This is a genomic window from Pseudomonas khorasanensis (genome assembly GCF_014268505.2).
Taxonomy (GTDB): domain Bacteria; phylum Pseudomonadota; class Gammaproteobacteria; order Pseudomonadales; family Pseudomonadaceae; genus Aquipseudomonas; species Aquipseudomonas khorasanensis.
In genome coordinates this window covers 68,238-85,031 of sequence record NZ_JABWQP020000006.1, presented here as the reverse complement: position 1 = coordinate 85,031, position 16,794 = coordinate 68,238, and the positions used below count along the sequence as shown (strand labels likewise).

At 61.0% G+C, this 16,794-nt stretch carries 22 protein-coding genes; all 22 read left to right on the top strand.

The genetic code is table 11. The features are described 5' to 3' along the window. Positions 1-56: 56 nt before the first annotated feature. The 22 genes from HU727_RS15210 (at position 57) to HU727_RS15105 (ending at position 16,794) form a co-directional block, all read left to right on the top strand. Entirely contained in the window at positions 57-641 is a 585-nt protein-coding gene (locus tag HU727_RS15210) for a phage tail terminator protein (protein ID WP_186533067.1), read from the top strand. Continuing rightward, a complete protein-coding gene (locus HU727_RS15205; protein WP_186533066.1) occupies positions 638-820 on the top strand; it encodes a DUF2635 domain-containing protein in 183 nt (60 codons plus the stop codon). Before HU727_RS15210 ends, HU727_RS15205 begins: the two co-directional genes overlap by 4 nt. Continuing rightward, a complete protein-coding gene (locus tag HU727_RS15200; protein ID WP_186533065.1) occupies positions 820-2,316 on the top strand; it encodes a phage tail sheath subtilisin-like domain-containing protein in 1,497 nt (498 codons plus the stop codon). The genes HU727_RS15205 and HU727_RS15200 overlap by 1 nt, the downstream gene beginning before the upstream one ends. Before the next feature lie 67 nt (positions 2,317-2,383). Continuing rightward, complete coding sequence (locus tag HU727_RS15195) at positions 2,384-2,731, top strand: phage tail tube protein (protein WP_007908779.1); 348 nt, start codon at positions 2,384-2,386, stop codon at positions 2,729-2,731. Beyond that, a complete protein-coding gene (locus HU727_RS15190; RefSeq protein WP_007908778.1) occupies positions 2,728-3,024 on the top strand; it encodes a phage tail assembly protein in 297 nt (98 codons plus the stop codon). The genes HU727_RS15195 and HU727_RS15190 overlap by 4 nt, the downstream gene beginning before the upstream one ends. Positions 3,025-3,154: 130 nt before the next feature. Further along, positions 3,155-4,717: a phage tail tape measure protein gene (locus HU727_RS15185; RefSeq protein ID WP_186533064.1), complete on the top strand. Its 1,563-nt coding sequence runs from the start codon at positions 3,155-3,157 to the stop codon at positions 4,715-4,717. Beyond that, a complete protein-coding gene (locus HU727_RS15180; RefSeq protein ID WP_186533063.1) occupies positions 4,704-5,939 on the top strand; it encodes a DNA circularization protein in 1,236 nt (411 codons plus the stop codon). Before HU727_RS15185 ends, HU727_RS15180 begins: the two co-directional genes overlap by 14 nt. A 4-nt stretch (positions 5,940-5,943) precedes the next feature. Next, positions 5,944-6,987, top strand: coding sequence for a phage baseplate assembly protein (locus tag HU727_RS15175; RefSeq protein WP_186533062.1), 1,044 nt, complete (start codon positions 5,944-5,946; stop codon positions 6,985-6,987). 141 nt (positions 6,988-7,128) lie between these two features. Beyond that, the gene (locus tag HU727_RS15170; RefSeq protein WP_186533061.1) at positions 7,129-7,638 is read left to right on the top strand and encodes a phage baseplate assembly protein V; all 510 of its coding nucleotides are present in this window, start codon (positions 7,129-7,131) and stop codon (positions 7,636-7,638) included. Further along, complete coding sequence (locus tag HU727_RS15165) at positions 7,638-8,036, top strand: phage GP46 family protein (protein ID WP_186533060.1); 399 nt, start codon at positions 7,638-7,640, stop codon at positions 8,034-8,036. The genes HU727_RS15170 and HU727_RS15165 overlap by 1 nt, the downstream gene beginning before the upstream one ends. After that, positions 8,026-9,072: a baseplate J/gp47 family protein gene (locus tag HU727_RS15160; protein ID WP_186533059.1), complete on the top strand. Its 1,047-nt coding sequence runs from the start codon at positions 8,026-8,028 to the stop codon at positions 9,070-9,072. The genes HU727_RS15165 and HU727_RS15160 overlap by 11 nt, the downstream gene beginning before the upstream one ends. Next, complete coding sequence (locus tag HU727_RS15155) at positions 9,060-9,659, top strand: YmfQ family protein (protein ID WP_186533058.1); 600 nt, start codon at positions 9,060-9,062, stop codon at positions 9,657-9,659. Before HU727_RS15160 ends, HU727_RS15155 begins: the two co-directional genes overlap by 13 nt. 14 nt (positions 9,660-9,673) lie before the next feature. Further along, the gene (locus tag HU727_RS15150) at positions 9,674-10,831 is read left to right on the top strand and encodes a phage tail protein (protein ID WP_186533057.1); all 1,158 of its coding nucleotides are present in this window, start codon (positions 9,674-9,676) and stop codon (positions 10,829-10,831) included. Continuing rightward, positions 10,828-11,343 carry a phage tail protein gene (locus HU727_RS15145; protein WP_186533056.1) on the top strand — a complete coding sequence of 172 codons (516 nt, stop codon included), beginning with the start codon at positions 10,828-10,830 and terminating at the stop codon, positions 11,341-11,343. The genes HU727_RS15150 and HU727_RS15145 overlap by 4 nt, the downstream gene beginning before the upstream one ends. Before the next feature lie 128 nt (positions 11,344-11,471). Next, positions 11,472-12,398 (top strand): glycine-rich domain-containing protein, encoded by a 927-nt coding sequence (locus tag HU727_RS15140; protein WP_186533055.1) that lies wholly within the window; start codon positions 11,472-11,474, stop codon positions 12,396-12,398. Next, complete coding sequence (locus tag HU727_RS15135; RefSeq protein ID WP_186533054.1) at positions 12,398-12,865, top strand: tail fiber assembly protein; 468 nt, start codon at positions 12,398-12,400, stop codon at positions 12,863-12,865. Before HU727_RS15140 ends, HU727_RS15135 begins: the two co-directional genes overlap by 1 nt. A 41-nt stretch (positions 12,866-12,906) precedes the next feature. Then, positions 12,907-13,827 (top strand): gp53-like domain-containing protein, encoded by a 921-nt coding sequence (locus tag HU727_RS15130; RefSeq protein ID WP_186533053.1) that lies wholly within the window; start codon positions 12,907-12,909, stop codon positions 13,825-13,827. A gap of 2 nt (positions 13,828-13,829) precedes the next feature. Next, positions 13,830-14,270: a phage tail assembly chaperone gene (locus tag HU727_RS15125; protein ID WP_186533052.1), complete on the top strand. Its 441-nt coding sequence runs from the start codon at positions 13,830-13,832 to the stop codon at positions 14,268-14,270. 9 nt (positions 14,271-14,279) lie between these two features. Further along, the gene (locus tag HU727_RS15120; protein ID WP_186533051.1) at positions 14,280-15,440 is read left to right on the top strand and encodes a glycine-rich domain-containing protein; all 1,161 of its coding nucleotides are present in this window, start codon (positions 14,280-14,282) and stop codon (positions 15,438-15,440) included. Beyond that, positions 15,440-15,694: a hypothetical protein gene (locus HU727_RS15115; protein WP_186533050.1), complete on the top strand. Its 255-nt coding sequence runs from the start codon at positions 15,440-15,442 to the stop codon at positions 15,692-15,694. Before HU727_RS15120 ends, HU727_RS15115 begins: the two co-directional genes overlap by 1 nt. Positions 15,695-15,730: 36 nt before the next feature. After that, positions 15,731-16,297, top strand: coding sequence for a glycoside hydrolase family 19 protein (locus HU727_RS15110; protein WP_186533049.1), 567 nt, complete (start codon positions 15,731-15,733; stop codon positions 16,295-16,297). Next, entirely contained in the window at positions 16,276-16,794 is a 519-nt protein-coding gene (locus HU727_RS15105; RefSeq protein WP_186533048.1) for a lysis system i-spanin subunit Rz, read from the top strand. The genes HU727_RS15110 and HU727_RS15105 overlap by 22 nt, the downstream gene beginning before the upstream one ends.

The following is a 16,794-nucleotide window of genomic DNA, read 5'->3' as shown; positions in this document are numbered from 1 at the left end:
TTAATCCGGGTTAAGTGCAGGCGCGGACCTGTGACGGCCCCACTCGGTACCTCCTCATGAAAATGACTCCTCTGGTCACGCAACTGCGTGCTCAGTGCCCAACCCTGGTCGATCGAATCGCTGTGGGTGTCGATCTGGCATTGCTGCAAGGCAACCCGAATCTGCCGACACCCTCGGCCCATGTGCTGCCACTGGCCGACGTGGCCAGTGGCAGCACCGCGCAAAACCTCATCACCCAACCGATCCGTGACCGCTTCGAAATCGTCCTCGTGCTTGACGCCACCGACGCCACAAAAGCGCTGGATCTGTTGCACGACCTGCGCGCGGAGCTTTGGCGCGCACTGGTCGGTTTCAAACTGGATGCCGAGTACAGCGCGATTGCCTATGACGGCGGCGAACTGGTTTCGATCAATAGCAGCCGCGCCTTTTACCGGCTTCGCTTTTTTGCCGAGTTCCAGCTTGGCCGCAATCTGCCCGATCAGCCTGCGGAGAGTTGGCACGAGCGCGAACTGGACGGTTTGTCGTCCTTTGCCGGGGCCACCGTGCGGGTCGATGCGATCGACCCCGCCGACCCCAACCTGAAACGCCCGGGCCCTGATGGGCGCGTGGAAATGACTTTCTCTGGAGACGTAACCCCATGAGCAATCGCATCACCGTATTGCCGGCCGCCGGCCGTGTCGTACCTGACCCGGAGGCGGGCGATCTGCTGCCCGTCGAAGGCCGTGAAGTGCTGGACAGCGCCTGGTGGCGCCGGCGTCTGGCCGACGGCGATATCACCATTAAAACCGCGAAAGCGGCTAAACCACAGGGAGCCAAATAATGGCGATCGGATTCAGCAACATCCCCGCGGACATTCGTGTACCGCTGTTCTATGCCGAGATGGACAACTCGGCCGCCAATAGCGCGACCTCGGCGATGCGCCGTCTGATCGTCGCTCAGGTCAACGACAACATCGCCCCGAGCGAAGTCGGCAAACTGGTGCTGGTGTCCAGTGTTGCGCTGGCCAAGAGCATCGGCGGCCAAGGCTCGATGCTCGCATCCATGTACGAAACCTTCCGCAAGGCTGACCCGATCGGCGAAATCTGGTGCCTGCCGCTGCACAACGCTGAGGGCGCGATTGCCAAGGGCGTATTGACCCTGACCGGTACCGCGACTCAGGCGGGCATGCTTAACCTGTACGTTGGCGGCGTACGTGTGCAGGCTACCGTGGTAAACGGGGCCACCGCTGCACAAGCGGCCACTGCATTGGCGCAGAAAATCAACGCCACCGCGGATCTGCCGGTCAGCGCTGCCGCTGCCGAAGGTGTAGTCACCCTCACTGCCAAGTGGACTGGCGACAGCGGTAATGACATCAGCCTGCAATTCAATCGCCTGGGCAAGAGCAACGGCGAAGAAACCCCGGCCGGCCTGACCACCGCCGTGACCGCCATGACTGGCGGCGTCGGTGTGCCGGATCAGATGGCTGCCGTCGCGGCACTGGGCGATGAGCCGTTCGAATTTATCGCGCTGCCATGGTCCGACCAGTCGACGCTCAATACCTGGCAAGCGGTGATGGATGACAGCACCGGTCGCTGGTCGTGGGCCAAGCAACTGTTCGGTCACATCTACAGCGCCAAGCGCGGCACTGTCGGCACACTCGTTGCCGCAGGCCAGGCCCGCAATGACCAACACATGACCATTCAGGCAGTGGAACCGGGCGTGCCACAACCGTTCTGGGTGCAAGCTGCCGCACTGGCCGCACGCACCGCCGTGTTCATCTCCGCCGACGCCAGCCGTCCGACCCAAAGCGGCAGCCTGCCGGGTGTCGATCCGGCGCCGGCCAGCGAGCGCTTCACCCTGACCGAGCGTCAGTCGCTGCTCAACTACGGCATCGCCACCGCTTACTACGAAGGCGGTTACGTGCGCATTCAGCGTTCGATTACCACCTACCAGAAAAACGCTTACGGCCAGGCTGACAACTCTTATCTGGACAGCGAAACCATGCACCAGTCGGCGTTCATCGTGCGCCGTCTGCAAAGCGTGATCACCAGCAAATACGGTCGGCACAAACTGGCGTCCGACGGCACCCGTTTCGGCGCCGGCCAGCCGATCGTGACGCCAGCGACCATTCGCGGCGAGCTGATCGCGCAGTACGCCAAGCTCGAACTCGAAGGCCACGTCGAGAACGCCGAGTTGTTCGCCGAGCACCTGATCGTCGAGCGCGACGTGCAGGACCCGAGCCGCGTGAACGTGCTGTTCCCGCCGGATTACATCAACGGTCTGCGCGTGTTCGCACTGCTCAACCAATTCCGCCTGCAGTACGACGACGCGGCCTGATAACCGCGTTCGGCGTCACGCATTCAGCCCACCTCGCGTGGGCTTTTTATTTCAAGGGAGTTACACCATGGGTCAACTGATTGCAGGCACCTGCTACGTCAAGGTCGACGGCGCACAACTGACCATCAATGGCGGCTGCGAAGCCCCGCTGATGGCCGTGAAACGCGAAACTGTCGTGCCCGGCTTCTACAAGGAAACCGACATCGCGCCGTCGTTCAAAGTGACCGCGCTGCACACTGCCGACTTTCCGCTGAAGAAGCTGATCGAAGGCACCGATATCACCGTCACCTGCGAATTCAGCAACGGCAAAGTCTACGTGCTGGCCGGCGCTTACCTGGTCGAAGAGCCCGTTTCCAAAGGCGATGACGCCACCATCGAATTGAAGTTCGAAGGCATCAAGGGGACCTGGCAATGAGCGGCGCCGTGAAGCTTCAGGTTGCGATCGAAGCTCACGGCGAGCCCCTGACCGAACTCGTCCTGCGCCGTCCGACGGTGCAGGAAGTGCGAGCGATCAAGGCGCTGCCGTACAAGATCGACAAGAGCGAAGAAGTCAGCCTCGACATGGACGTGGCGGCGAAATACATCGCCGTGTGCGCCGGCATTCCGCCGTCGTCGGTCAACCAGCTGGACCTGGCTGACCTCAACGCGCTGAGCTGGGCCGTTGCGAGTTTTTTCATGAGTGCGGCGTCGGCGCCATCACCGACCTGATTGCCGTCGCCTATGACCTGGCCTGGTTCTGGAAGGTTGACCCCGAACAGATGATGGCCAGGCCCCTGGACGTGCTCCGCGAATCGCTGGAGCACGCGCAACGGATCAATGCGATGCAGCAGGTGCAGTGATGGCAGACGAAGAAAAGAAAGTGCAGACGCCGGTGCTGATCACGGGCATCGATGAGCTGTCGCCCAAGCTCGGCGCGTTGCGGGCGAAGGTCGAAAGCTTCAGGAAAAACCTCGAACAGACCGGGCTCGGCAAACTCGACATCAGCGGGTTGTTCAAGGGCGGCAGCGTGGTCACGCCGTTCGTGGAGGGGGTCAAATCAGCAGCCGCGTTTCAGGGCAAATTGAGCGAGGTCAGCGACATCGCAAACACCGTGGATTTGCCCGCCGCACCGAAAGTCGCGGCGCAGAACATGAACGTGTTCAGCGCTTCGATGGAGAAAGTTTCCACGGCGGTGAATGCCGCGCTGGTGCCGGCAGTAGGCGCGGTCGTCATCAGCCTGGAGCCCTTGCTCAACGGTGTTGGCAGCCTGCTCGCCGACAACCCTGAGCTGGTGCAGGGCCTGGCGGCCGGGGCTATCGCCTTTTCGGCCATGCAAACCGCTGTGGCAGGTGCTACTCAGGTGTTCGACGTCATGAGCCTGGTGATGAAGGCCAATCCGATCATATTGATTGCCACGGGGATTGCCTTGGCTGCCGGTTTGATCGTGGCGTACTGGAAACCGATTTCAACGTTTTTCAGTGGGCTCTGGCAAAAAATTGCTCCGGTGGTGGTGCCGATGGCGGAGTTCTTCAGGACGATGTTCGGCTACACGCCGCTGGGGCAGTTGATCAGTCATTGGGGGCCGGTCACGGCGTTTTTCGCAACGTTGTGGGACGGCGTCAAAGCCGTTTCTGCGCCGGTGATAGAGTTCTTCGAAGCCTGGTTCAATTATTCACCGCAGGGGGTGATTCTGAACAACTGGGGGCCCTTGGTCGGTTTGTTTTCATCGATCTGGGATTTGCTCCGAGCAGTGTCGGTACCTGTCCAGACCTTCCTCAGGCAGTTTTTCGACTGGTCACCGCTTGAGGTGATCCAGGCGATCTGGGGCGGCGTGGTCAGTGTGTTCACGTCAATCTGGGATTACATCAAGCTGCCTTTTTTGGCGACGTACGCGGTCATCCGCGAACAGTTGGGCTGGTCGCCGCTGGAAAAAATCATCGAAAACTGGGCCCCTGTCACGGCGTGGATCGAGAAGTGGGCGCAGAAGTTTCAGGATGCAATCGCGCCGATCAAGGCGTTTTTCGATAGCGGCTTCGGTGAGCTGATCGCCGATGCCAAAGCCCGGGTTGATGTGTTTACCCAGGCGCAGCTTAAAACCAATGCCGAAGGTAACGGCGAGCTGGCACCGGTTTTTTTCACGAGCAGCAGCGCGAATTCATCCAGCACGGTTTCGACGTCCGAAACGCTGCCGGGCAAACCGCCCATTCAGAGCGGCTCACTGTCGCAAACCTCTAACACCCTGATCCAGCAAAGCGCGGCCAACAACCGTACGCAACTCGAAGGCGGCCTGACCGTGCGCTTTGAAAATGCGCCGCCGGGGCTGCGCACCGACCAACCACAAACCAATCAACCGGGCCTGGCGCTGTCGTCGCGCATCGGTTATCGCTCGCTGTCGGCAGGAGGTTCCAATGAATTGGCGTGACCGCTTGTTGCCGGCATCCTTTCGCGGTGTCGGCTTCTGGATCGACCAGGCGAAAACCCCGGTCGGTCGCAAAGGTCAGTTGCACGAATATCCGCAACGAGACCTGCCGTACTTCGAGGACCTCGGCCAGCAGGCCAGGATCCACGAGATCACCGCATTCATCGTCGGCGCCAACTGCCTGGAGCAACGCGACAAGCTGCTCAAGGCGCTGGAGGCGGGCAATGGCGAGCTGGTGCATCCGTGGCTCGGACGCCTGCAAGTCAAGGTCGGCGAATGCGACATGACTCATAGCCGCCAGGACGGCGGGCTGGTGACGTTCGCGCTTAAGTTCTATCCCGATCAGCCTCTGCCGTTTCCGACGGCGACGGTCAGCACGCAGAAAGTGCTGCTGGCCAAAGCCGACGGTCTACTGGGCTCGGCGGTGGCGCGGTTCGAACAGGCGATGACTTTGATCAAGGCAGCGCGGATCGGCATCGCCAATTTACGCAACAGCCTCACCGGGGTTTATGAGGTGATCAAGGAGCAGCTTCAACCATTGATCGATCAATACCGACAGATCACCGAACTGGTCAAAGCCGTGAAAGAGTTGCCCAAGGAAGTAGCAGCTGAATTCAAGGGTTTGCTCGGCGATATCAAGGAGCTGAAAGCATTTGCCAAGGAAGGCTACCGTGGCGTGATTGCCGACGTGTCGCAACAGCTCGAAGCGATTCGCAAGGCCGACGCGCCGAAGATCACCACCGGCAAGGACACCAGCGCAGCAGCGCAGGCGATGGCCGATCTGGTGCAGGACACCATGCTCGTCAAAGTCGCGCAATGGGTCGCGTCGATGCCGGTGGCAACCACACCGGTCAAGCTGGCGTCGACGCCGTCGGTGGCACAACAGTCGACGTCGCCGGTCAGCCGTCAGGAAGTGCCCGTCAGCGATGACATGCAAGCCTTGCGCGCAGCGGTGACTGCGGCGATCGATCCGATGCTGGCGAAAGCCGGACCTGTGCACTTTCAGGCAATCAACGATGTGAAGGAAGCGCTGGTGGCTCATCTCAGAGCGGTAGCGTCGTCCGGGGTGCGGCAAGTGAGCAAATCGTTTCAGGAGAGCCTTCCGGCAGTGGTCGTGGCGTACAAACAATTTGGCGACGCCACGCGGGCCGAGGAAGTGACTCAGCGCAACGGGATTACTCATCCCGGTTTTTCGCCCAACGAAGTAAAAGTATCCCGGGAGTGACGCCATGAATGACATGGATAACCACGTCACGCTGACAGTCAACGACATGGAGTACGGCGGCTGGAAAAGCGTCGAGATCAGCGCCGATCTGGAGCGTCAGTTCCGCACCTTCAAGCTCGACATCACCTGGCAATGGCCGGGGCAGACCGTGGATCAAAGGATCAAACCCGGCGACCCCTGCGAAGTGAAAATCGGCAAGGACCTGGTACTGACCGGCTACGTGTTCAAGGCCCCGATTCGCTATGACGGGCGGCAGATCAGCCTGACCATCGAAGGCAGTTCCAGGACCCAGGATCTGGTCGATTGCGCTGCCCGCAACCTGCCCGGTCAATGGCAACAGCAACCATTGCTGAATATCGTCCAGGATTTGGCCAGGGAATATGGGCTGACGGTGGTCAATGAAATTACCGAGACCGCGCGACTGACCAAGCACACGATCGTGCCCGGTGAAACGGTGTTTCAGTCGATCGACCGTTTGCTCTCGCTGTTGCGGGTGTTTTCCACCGATGACGAGCAGGGCAGGCTGGTGCTGGCCAGCCCAGGCAGCGGCGGCCGCGCCAGCGATGCGCTGGAGTTGGGCAAGAATATTCTGTCGGCCAATGCGCCGATGGATTTCAGCCAGGTGTTTTCCGAGTACCGGGTAATCGGCCAGCAAAAAGGCTCGGACGCGAAGAGCGGGGCGGCGGTCAGCGAGGTTGAATCGACGGCAACGGATCTGAGCTTCAAACGCCGCCGTACCACGGTGATCAATGAAGGCACGCAACTGACCTTTGAATTGGCGCAGCAGCGTGCCCAATGGGAAAGCGCCACCCGCATGGGCCGCGCTCAGACCACCACCTATCAAGTGCAGGGCTGGCGGCAAAGCAACGGCGATTTGTGGCGCCATAACACGCTGGTGCGGGTCAAGGATCCGGTACTGGGGTTCGATGGCGACATGCTGATTTCCAAAGTCACCTATTCGCTGTCGGCACAGGGCTCGGTGACCACGTTGCAGGTAGCCCCGCCGCACACCTTCGATGCCAATCCAACACCAGCCAAAAAAACCTGAGCCATACGCCGAACCTGTGGGAGCGAGCCTGCTCGCGAAATCGTCGGCAGCCCTTACATCACAGCGCCTGACCCACCTCCTTCGCGAGCAGGCTCGCTCCCACATTGATCCCATTCGGGCGACTCTTTAAAAGGACACCCCATGAGCCTACTGACACGCCTGCTGGCGCGCGGCACTGTCGTGCTCGCCAATTCGGCATCCAAGCTGCAATCGCTGCAAATGCGCCTCACCGCCGGCGAAGTCAGCGATGACCTCGAACACTTCGAACCCTACGGCTTCACCAGCAACCCGCTGGCAGGCGCCGAAGGGATCGTCACGTTCATTGGCGGTGACCGCTCCCACGCCATCGCCCTGGTCATCGCGGACCGCCGCTATCGCCTGCAGTCGCTGGCCTCCGGCGAAGTGGCGATCTACACCGACGAAGGCGACAGAATTCACTTCAAGCGCGGGCGGATCATCGACATCGAAACCGCCACGCTGAACATCCGCGCGAGCAGCGCGGTGAACTTCGATACACCGGTCATCAATCAGACCGGCAAGATCGTCTCCACCGGAGATCAATTGGCTGGCGGCATCAGCCAGATCAAACACGTGCACGTCGGCGTGCAGGCCGGCAACGGCCAGACCGGTGCGCCGGCAGGAGGCAAATGATGCTTGTCAGCCAGAACCTCCACGCCGCGCTGACCCGCGCCGTGCTTATCAGCCTGTTCACCTGGCGTCGCGCCGCCGATGACGACGCCCTCGATGACGATGAACGTTACGGCTGGTGGGGCGACACCTTTCCCACCGTCGCCGACGATCGCATCGGCTCGCGGTTGTGGCTGCTGCGGCGGGTCAAACTGACCCGACAGACCCAGATGGACGCCGAATTCTATGCCCGCGAAGCCTTGCAATGGCTGCTCGACGACGGCCATTGCAGCGCCATCGACATCATCAGCGAACGCCTCGACGCCCAGCGCCTGAACCTGCGCACGGTCCTGACCCTGGCCGATGGCGAACGTCTGGACATCAACCCCGATAACAGTTGGCAGGTGATCTATGCCGTTTGAAACCCCTTCGCTGCCGGTGCTGATCAAGCGCACCCAAAGCGACCTGGCCGGCGATTCGCTGCGCCAGTCCGATGCGCAAGTGCTGGCCCGTACCCTCGGCGGCGCCGCTTACGGCCTGTACGGTTATCTCGACTGGATTGCCGAACAGATCCTGCCGGACAAGGCCGATGAATCGACCCTTGAACGCATCGCCGCGCTGCGCCTGAATCAGCCGCGCAAACCCGCGCAAGTCGCCACCGGTAACGTCAGTTTTACCGCGACGGCGGGCGCGCTGCTCGACGTCGATACGCTGCTGCAATCCAACGACGGTCGCACCTACAAAGTGACCGCCGCGCGCACCACGATCAACGGCAGCAACAGCACCACTCTCGCAGCCCTTGAAGCCGGAAGTCTGGGCAATGCCGATGCCGGTCTGGCGCTGACGCCGGTGCAACCGATTGCCGGCATCGTCGGCAGCAGTTTCGTGGTGCTGGCGCCGGGGCTGAGCGGTGGCGTGGCGCGCGAAAGCCTGGAGTCGCTGCGCTCACGGGTGATCCGTTCTTATCGGGTCATTCCTCATGGCGGTTCGGCCAGCGATTACGAGACCTGGGCACTGGAAGTGCCGGGCGTGACTCGCGCCTGGTGCCGTGGCGGCTTGCTCGGCCCGGGCACCGTCACGGTGTTCATCATGCGTGACGACGATCCGCAACCGGTGCCCAACGACGAACAACTGGCTCAGGTTCAGGACTACATCGAACCCCTGCGCCCGGTCACCGCCCAAGTGCATGTGCAGCGCCCGGTCCAGGTACCGGTGGTCTATCGCTTCAAGAGCGTCAACCCGGACACCACCGCCGTACGGGCCGCCGTTGAAGCGCAACTGCGCGACCTGCATAACCGCGAGGCGGATCTTGGCGTGCCGCTGCTGATCAGCCACATCCGCGAGGCGATCAGCAGCGCCGGCGGCGAATACGATCACAGCCTCACGGCACCTGCCGCCGACGTACCGGCCGGGAAAAGCGAATTGCTCACGTTTGGAGGTTGCGTATGGGGGGCATAAGAAACGCTGCGCAATATCAGGCGCAGTTGCGTGCCTTGCTGCCCAGCGGGCCGGCATGGGACCCGGAGCGCGTCCCGGAACTGGAAGAAGTGCTGCAAGGCGTCGCCATCGAACTGGCCCGCCTCGATGCCCGCGCCGCCGACCTGCTCAATGAAATGGACCCGGCCGGCGTCAGCGAACTGGTGCCCGACTGGGAAAAAGTCATGGAGCTGCCCGACCCTTGCCTGGGCGCCACGCCACTGTTCGACGACCGCCGCCTTGCAGTACGCCGGCGGCTGCTGGCGGTCGGCAGCCAGGCCGTCGGCTACTACCTCGAAATCGCCAAAAGCCAGGGCTACCCCAACGCGTCCATCACCGAACACGAAGCCCCTCGCATGGGCCGCGCACGCTTCGGCTCGGCGCACTGGGGCACCTGGGAGGCGCAGTTCATGTGGACGCTCAACACCGGTGGCCGCTTGCTGCTGGGTCGACGGTTCGGCGCGAGCTATTGGGGCGAACGTTTCGGCGTAAACCCGGGTTCTGCGCTCGAATGCCTGATCCATCGCAGCGCGCCGGCGCATACCACGGTGCACATCAATTATGACTAGGGAGCAGTGACAGCATGGATTATCCGAAGAGTGTGCCCAGCGCCGGTCTGGTGAACGGAAAATTTGTTGATGAAAACCCGCTGATGGGCACGCCGGGGTCGTTGATTCCGGCGGATTGGGGGAACGGGGTTACTGAAGAAATTCTCAGCGTGATCAAGGCTGCGGACCTTACCCCGGACGAGAAGAAATACGATCAGCTGTTGCAGGCGATTCAGTCTGTAACAGCCAAGGGCTGGAATCTGGATATGGCGCTGCCTTTGGCGGCTCTGCCACTGCCCACGGTTGCCACGCCTGATTCGCGTCTGCCGGTCAGCCCGGCCGCGGCTTCCAGCAGCGGCGGTCGGGTTTCGATTGCGGCAGGCACGTTCATCAGTCTTGGCCAGGAAGTGGTCAGCGGCCAGTTGGGGCGTTCGCGCACCTTCGTGACGATGGCGTGGAGCAGCGCTGATTTGCTTCCCAGCAGCCAGTACTTTTTGCGAGCCCAAGTGATCGCGGGGTCGCTGACGTTATACATGCAACGAGGCGGTATTCATGACGTGGCGCCCGACTCGTTGAAAGGAACAATCAACGGCGCTGCCGGTGGCGGTTTTCAGTCAACGCCTCTGGACATGTGCCTTGCTTGGGTGATCACCGGCGCACCCGGTTCGGTGCCGACGGTGCGAACAATCTACAACCGGGCGCGCTTGACCTGGACGCAGACAGTGAACGGCACCGGGGCGATATTTCTGCCGCTGGATCCTCATGCGAGGGCGGCCCGATTGGTCGCAGGGAATCCGACGCCGTCGTCGACCTCGGTGACCTCGGTCGCTTTTCCGTCAACCGGTTGGGCCGGCGGCAACTATTGCTACCTGTCGCCCATTGTTGCCAGCAGTTCAAACAACGCAGCGGGATGGAACCCGGCGACAATTTCACCGTGCGTTCTGTTCACTAACAACATTGTCGGCGACGTCACGGTTTCTACTTTGGTCGCCAGTTTCGATCACGCCAATTTGCGCTCGCTCTGGCAGTGTTATCAGGCGGAGCACAACCTGGGACAGTTGAATGCCGAGAGCGATGAGCTGTTGCTGAGCATGGGGATAAAGAGCCATCCGGTGACTGATTACAGTGTCGGCATCGCGGTCAATTTTGCGGAAGCCGTAAACGTACAACTGTCGTGGGAGCTCATTCGATGATCGTTATTCAAGAACTCCATCAGTTCGATGGGGAGTTGCGGGCGCCTCAACCCTCTGCCGCTCATGACTGGGACGGCGAGAAGTGGGTTGCAAACGGGCAAAAGCAGGCCGTGCTGGACGAGCAGGAAACCGAACGTCTTTGCAGCAAAGTCGACGCCGCCGCCGACAGCGCCCGCATCGCCTTGGCCGGCGATCCGCTCAAGGCGATGGAGTACGCGCAGGCGGCTGCCGATGCGCAGGCCTTTCAGGACGCCGGTTATCCGAAAAAGGAGGTGCCTCTGTCGGTCGCGGCCTGGGTGGTCAAGGGCCGCACGGCCAAGCAAGCGGCAGAGCAGATTTTAAGCAAGGCGGATCAACTCACCGATCACCTTTTGGCCCTGCGCACGTTGCGCCTGAAAGCCAAGGCACAGATTCGTGCGCAGGCTGCGAAGGGCAAAATGGATCTGGCTCGAAGCGCAGCGGATGAAGCATTGACTGCCATTCGTGAGCGCGCCAGCGGCCATTCCAACTGACTGACTAACCTTCGTCCTGTTTCAACCCAAGCCCACTTCAATGTGGGCTTTTTATTTTCGCAAGTCAGCCCGTATCAGGCATTGCATCGATACGGGTTGTTTTTCATTTTCAGAGGAACGAACAACCTATGGACTACCCAAAAACTATTCCCGGCGTTGGTTTGGTCAACGGGGGGTTCACCGATGAAAACCCTGTTGCCGGAACACCGGGATCGTTGATTCCCGCTGCGTGGGGCAATAGCGTCACCCAGGAAATTCTCAACGCGATCAAGGCGGCCGGGTTGACGCCCGATGAGGCCAGGACTGACCAGCTGGCCACGGCGATCGGTGCGCTGGTCGATTTCACCAAACTCAAAAACACCCCGACCACGTTGAGCGGCTACGGCATCACCGATGCGGTGGGGCGGTTGTTGGCGGTCAGGCAGATTGAGAAGGTAGGGATCACGCTTTACAAGCCAAACCCCAAAGCCAAGCGGATCCATGTGCGGTTGGTCGGGGCGGGGGGGAGCGGTGGTGGGTGTTCGCCCGTTGCCGCCGGCTACCAAGGTATTGGCGGCGGCGGAGGCTCTGGAGCTTTTGCACAAAGCCTGTATGAAGTGACTCCAGAAATACTTGCAGGCGTGCCCGTGACGCTGGGCGGCGGCGGCGCTGCGAATAACGCCATGGGGATTGCCGGCGGAGGCGCTTCGTTCGGTGCCTACATGAGTGCTGCGGGCGGTGCAGGCGGGCAGGTTCTTACCGTTGCAGTAACAGCCACAGCAGTTGGTTTCGTTCAGGGCGGTGCCGGGGGACAAGCCGTCACAGGCGGAAATCTTGCTAGTGCTCGGGGTGTACCCGGTGAATATGCGATGTACAACGCCAATTGGGGCGTCCTTTCCGGCGCGGGCGGTGCCAGCCCGTATGACGGTGGCGGTACCAGAGTGGGTGTCAACGGGCCTGGCATTGCCGGCGGACGCGGTTCCGGTGGCAGCGGCTCTTGCTCAACCAATGCTTCGGCTGCAGTTATCAGCGGTGCCGGCGGCAACGCTTTCTGTGAAATCTGGGAGTACGAATAATGGCCAATTATGCGCGGGTAGAAAACGGTGTGGTCGTCGAACGGATCGACACCGGTGAGTACGCGATCAGTCAATTGTTCGCCCCGCTCTTCGTCGAGTCGATGGTGCGCGTGCCGGATGGCCAGGACGTCGAAATCGGCGCGCCGGTCGGCGAGTTTTCCGCAATCGCAGAACCAATGCCTGCGGAACAGAATCGTGCGCTTGTACAGGCTCCCGTGGTTGCAGAACAGGATTCCGTGACGCCAGCCCGTACGTGGCGCGAAGCGACTCTTTCAACGACCGAATGGTTGGTCGCCCGACATCGCGATGAACGGGATCTGGGCCATGGAACTTCGCTCAGTGCCAGGCAGTATCTGGAGCTGCTCGAACATCGACAAGCGTTGCGCGAATGGCCTGAGTCGGCGCTTTTTCCCGCAGCGGATTCACGTCCGGCAGCACCGACATGGCTGGCAAGCGTGACGGGCTGAGGCCAAAGCGACCCATTTATTCGAGTTCAAGGAGATGAACATTGGACTACCCCAAGAACGTGCCGAGTGTCGGACTAGTCAATGGTCGGTTTGTCGATGAGGATCCTGTTGCCGGAACACCGGGTTCATTGATCCCGGCGACATGGGGCAATAGTGTCACGCAGGAAATTCTCAACGTCGTCCAGGCGGCGGGGATCACGCCGAATGAGACGTCGAATAATCAGTTACTGGCCGCGCTGCGCAGTCCGGCATTGTTCATGACCGCTGCGCAGTTTGATAACAGCCGGTTGGCTGCCACCACCGAGTTTGTGCAAAGAGCACTGGGTAGCCATACCAGTGCACGAGGAGTCTTGAGTGCTACCCAATTGTCCCTGGCCGATGTCGGTTGCTCGATCGGTCTGGGCGGTAATGCGGCCTATACCGTGACGCTTCCGGATGCCGCAGCGGCGCCGAGTGGCGCGACGATCAGCCTGCACTGTCGCAACAGCGCACCGGTGACGGTGGCCAGCCTGACCGGTACGCAGATCAGTCCTCAAGGGGCTGCTCTGAACTCCATCGTGATGAACAACGGCGAGAGCGCGAACTTCGTCAGGGAGTCTGGTGTGTGGGTGGTTTATGGTACTGCCGGGCTGAAATACTCCTCTTCCTTCGCTGCTCAGATCAACTCGCCGGGTTATCAGCGACTGCCCAGTGGTTTGATCCTGCAATGGGTAGTTGGAGCGTCTGACATCGCCGGCAATATGTCCCTGTCGCTGCCGATGAGGTTTCCATCGGCCATTCTGGGTGGCATCGCCAACGAGGCTAATCCGGCGGGCTGGTCGGCGAGCAATGCGACCGTATGGGCGCTCGATCTCGGCGCATCGACACCGACAGTGGCTGTGGCACGGGTCAGGAATATTGACCCTACCGGTATAAAACCCTCGTCGGGAATTTCGGGCCGCATCCTGGTTTGGGGGTACTGACCATGACGATTTACTTTTATGCACAGAGCCTGGGCTTCGATCACGTCGACAGCCCGCTTTCCGAACGGCCAGAAGGTGCCGTGGAAATCACCCGCGCGCAGTACGAAGAACTGTTTTGCGGACAGGCTGCCGGCCAAGTCATCGGCGCCAGTCCCTCTGGCCAGCCTGTACTTAACGGCCCGCTCATTTCCCCGGTTACGCGGGCCAGCTATGAGCGCGCATGGCGCAACCAAGTGTTGCAGAACACCCAGTGGCTGGTATTTCGGGACGCCGAAGAGCTGGAAGCAGGCGTAGGTACGACCCTGCGCGCAGAAGAATTTAAACAACTGCTGACGTATCGACAGGCGCTGCGTGATTGGCCTGATGATCCTGATTTCCCCGATGTGCACGCTCGTCCAATCGAACCGGACTGGCTCGAAGACTTACTGCAGGCCCACAGCTGAGGAACCCGTATGGACTATCCAAAAAGCGTTCCCAGCGTAGGGCTGGTGAATGGCAAATTCGTCAATGAAGACGTCGTCGCAGGATTGCCCGGTTCTCTGATACCGGCAACCTGGGGCAACACCGTTACCGATGAATTATTGAATGTCGTCAAGGCTGCCGGTATCGAACCGAGCGAAAGCGACGTGACACAGCTGCTGCAGGCCGTGAACAAACTCAGTCAAACCGGCGCCGACAAACACGCTGGTGACATCGGGGCGGCCAATCTCTACATGGCCAACTATTCGCCAGCAATCACGATGCTGAAAGATGGTTCGGCGCTGCGATTCACCGCTGGCAATGCCAACACCGGGGCGAGTACGTTTGCGCCGAACGGTTTGATGCCCAAGCCGCTGTTGAGCCTGGGGCTCAGTGCGTTGCGGCCTGGCGAGGTCGTCGGCGGGAGCCTGTGTTCGGTGGTGTTCAGCGCGCCGCTGGACAGTTGGGTCCTGTTGTATGCGAGCGGCGGTAATGCGGCAAGCGGCCGGTTGCTGGCGGTGAAGACGTTTACTGCGTCGGGCACTTATGTGCCGACTGCAGGTGTGAAAGGTGTGCTGGTCACTGTCGTCGGCGGCGGCGGAGGGAGCGCCGGAATCGGCGCCACTGTCGCCTCGCAATACTCGGTAGTTGGCGGCGGGGCTTCCGGTAGCTATGCGCAGGCCTGGCTTTCGTCGGCGACGATCGGGAGCAATCAGATCGTGACCGTGGGCCCAGGCGGAGCTGGTGGACAGATTGCCGCAGATGCTGGAGGAGGTGGGACCAGTTCGTTCGGATCGCTGGTATCAGCGCCCGGCGGTGGTGGCTCGGTATGGATTGGTTTCACTAGCGCCCCGGGTACAGGGCTTTATGCCGGGGGTTATCCGGGCGTGGCGGCGAAAGGCGGAAATATCGTCAGCATGGCAGGTGCGGCGGGATCACCAGGCATTTCCATCAACGCCTCGACGCTCGCCGGGCATGGTGCCAATTCTCCATTGGGTAGCGGTGGTAATGGCAGCAGCGCACTGGGCGCAATCGCAGCACCCGGTTCAGGATTCGGATCAGGTGCGGGAGGCATCGCCAACGCGCCCAGTCAACCTGGCAGACCCGGCGCTGCAGGTGCTCCAGGTGCAGTCATCATCTACGAGTACAGTTGATGAAATCCTACGCACGCATCGTCGATAACGTTGTAGTCGAGCTGTTCTCCACCGAGGGTAATATGGCCGAGATGTTTCACCCGGATTTGGTCTGGGTTGATATCACCGAGATAGCGCCGGCGCCACAGATCGACTGGACAGCCAACTTCGGAACCCTCGGTTGGGTGTTTGCATCACCCGAAGCGCCGGCACCGGTCAGCCCTCTGAAAACTCTCGCAAATAAATGGCTCGCAGGCATCAGGGCCCAGGCGTGATTCAATCGGGGCAACATCCAGGGAGGATTACGCATCATGCAAATAACTGAAAATGACCTTTTCAACATCATGCCCAACGCCCGCAGCCAAGCGGGCGTTTTTGTTTCTGCACTCAACAGCGCCATGGTCCGGCATCGAATCGATACGCCAAAGCGCATCGCTGCGTTTCTCGCGCAGGTCGGTCACGAGTCCGGCCAACTGCGTTACGTACGCGAACTGGGCAACGACCAGTATCTCAGCAAGTACGACACCGGCACCCTGGCGCTGCGTTTGGGCAATACCCCGGAAGCCGACGGCGACGGGCAAAAATATCGAGGGCGCGGGCTGATTCAAATCACCGGTCGCGCCAATTATCGTCAGTGCAGCCTCGGCCTGTTTGGCGACGAGCGTCTGCTATCGCTGCCTGAGTTGCTTGAGCAGCCGCAATGGGCCGCCGAATCTGCAGCGTGGTTTTGGGCGCAGAAAGGCCTGAATGAACTGGCCGACGCTGATCAGTTCAACACGATCACCCGTCGGATCAACGGCGGGTTGAACGGTTTGCAGGATCGCCTCGACATCTGGGCGCGGGCGAGGGCGGTGCTATGTCCATCTCCTGGCGGGTGATTGGCCTGTTGCTGCTGCTGGCTGGCGCGTCTGCGACGGCCTGGCAGTTTCAGGACTGGCGCTACGGGCGGCAATTGGCCGAGCAAGCCCGATTAAACGCCGAAACGCTCAACCAGCTGTCGTTGGCGGCCGCGGCTTTGCAACAGGCCGAGCAGGATAAACGTCTGGCGCTGGAGCAGCGGCTCGCCGTCAGCGAACAAACCCACTATCGAGCATTAAACGATGCCCAACGTGATCAGGATCGCCTGCGCGATCGTCTTGCCACTGCTGATCTGCGCCTGTCAGTCCTTGTCGACGCCGGCGACGCTGCCCCAGGCTGTGCGGTGCCAGCCTCCACCATCACCGGCGGCGTGGATCATGCAGCCGTACGCGCCCGACTTGACCCGGCGCATGCTCAACGAATTATCGCCATCACCGACACCGGTGACCGTGCAGTGATTGCGTTGCAGGCCTGTCAAGCCTATGTCAGAGCGCTGGCGCCCGAACATCTTGAATGA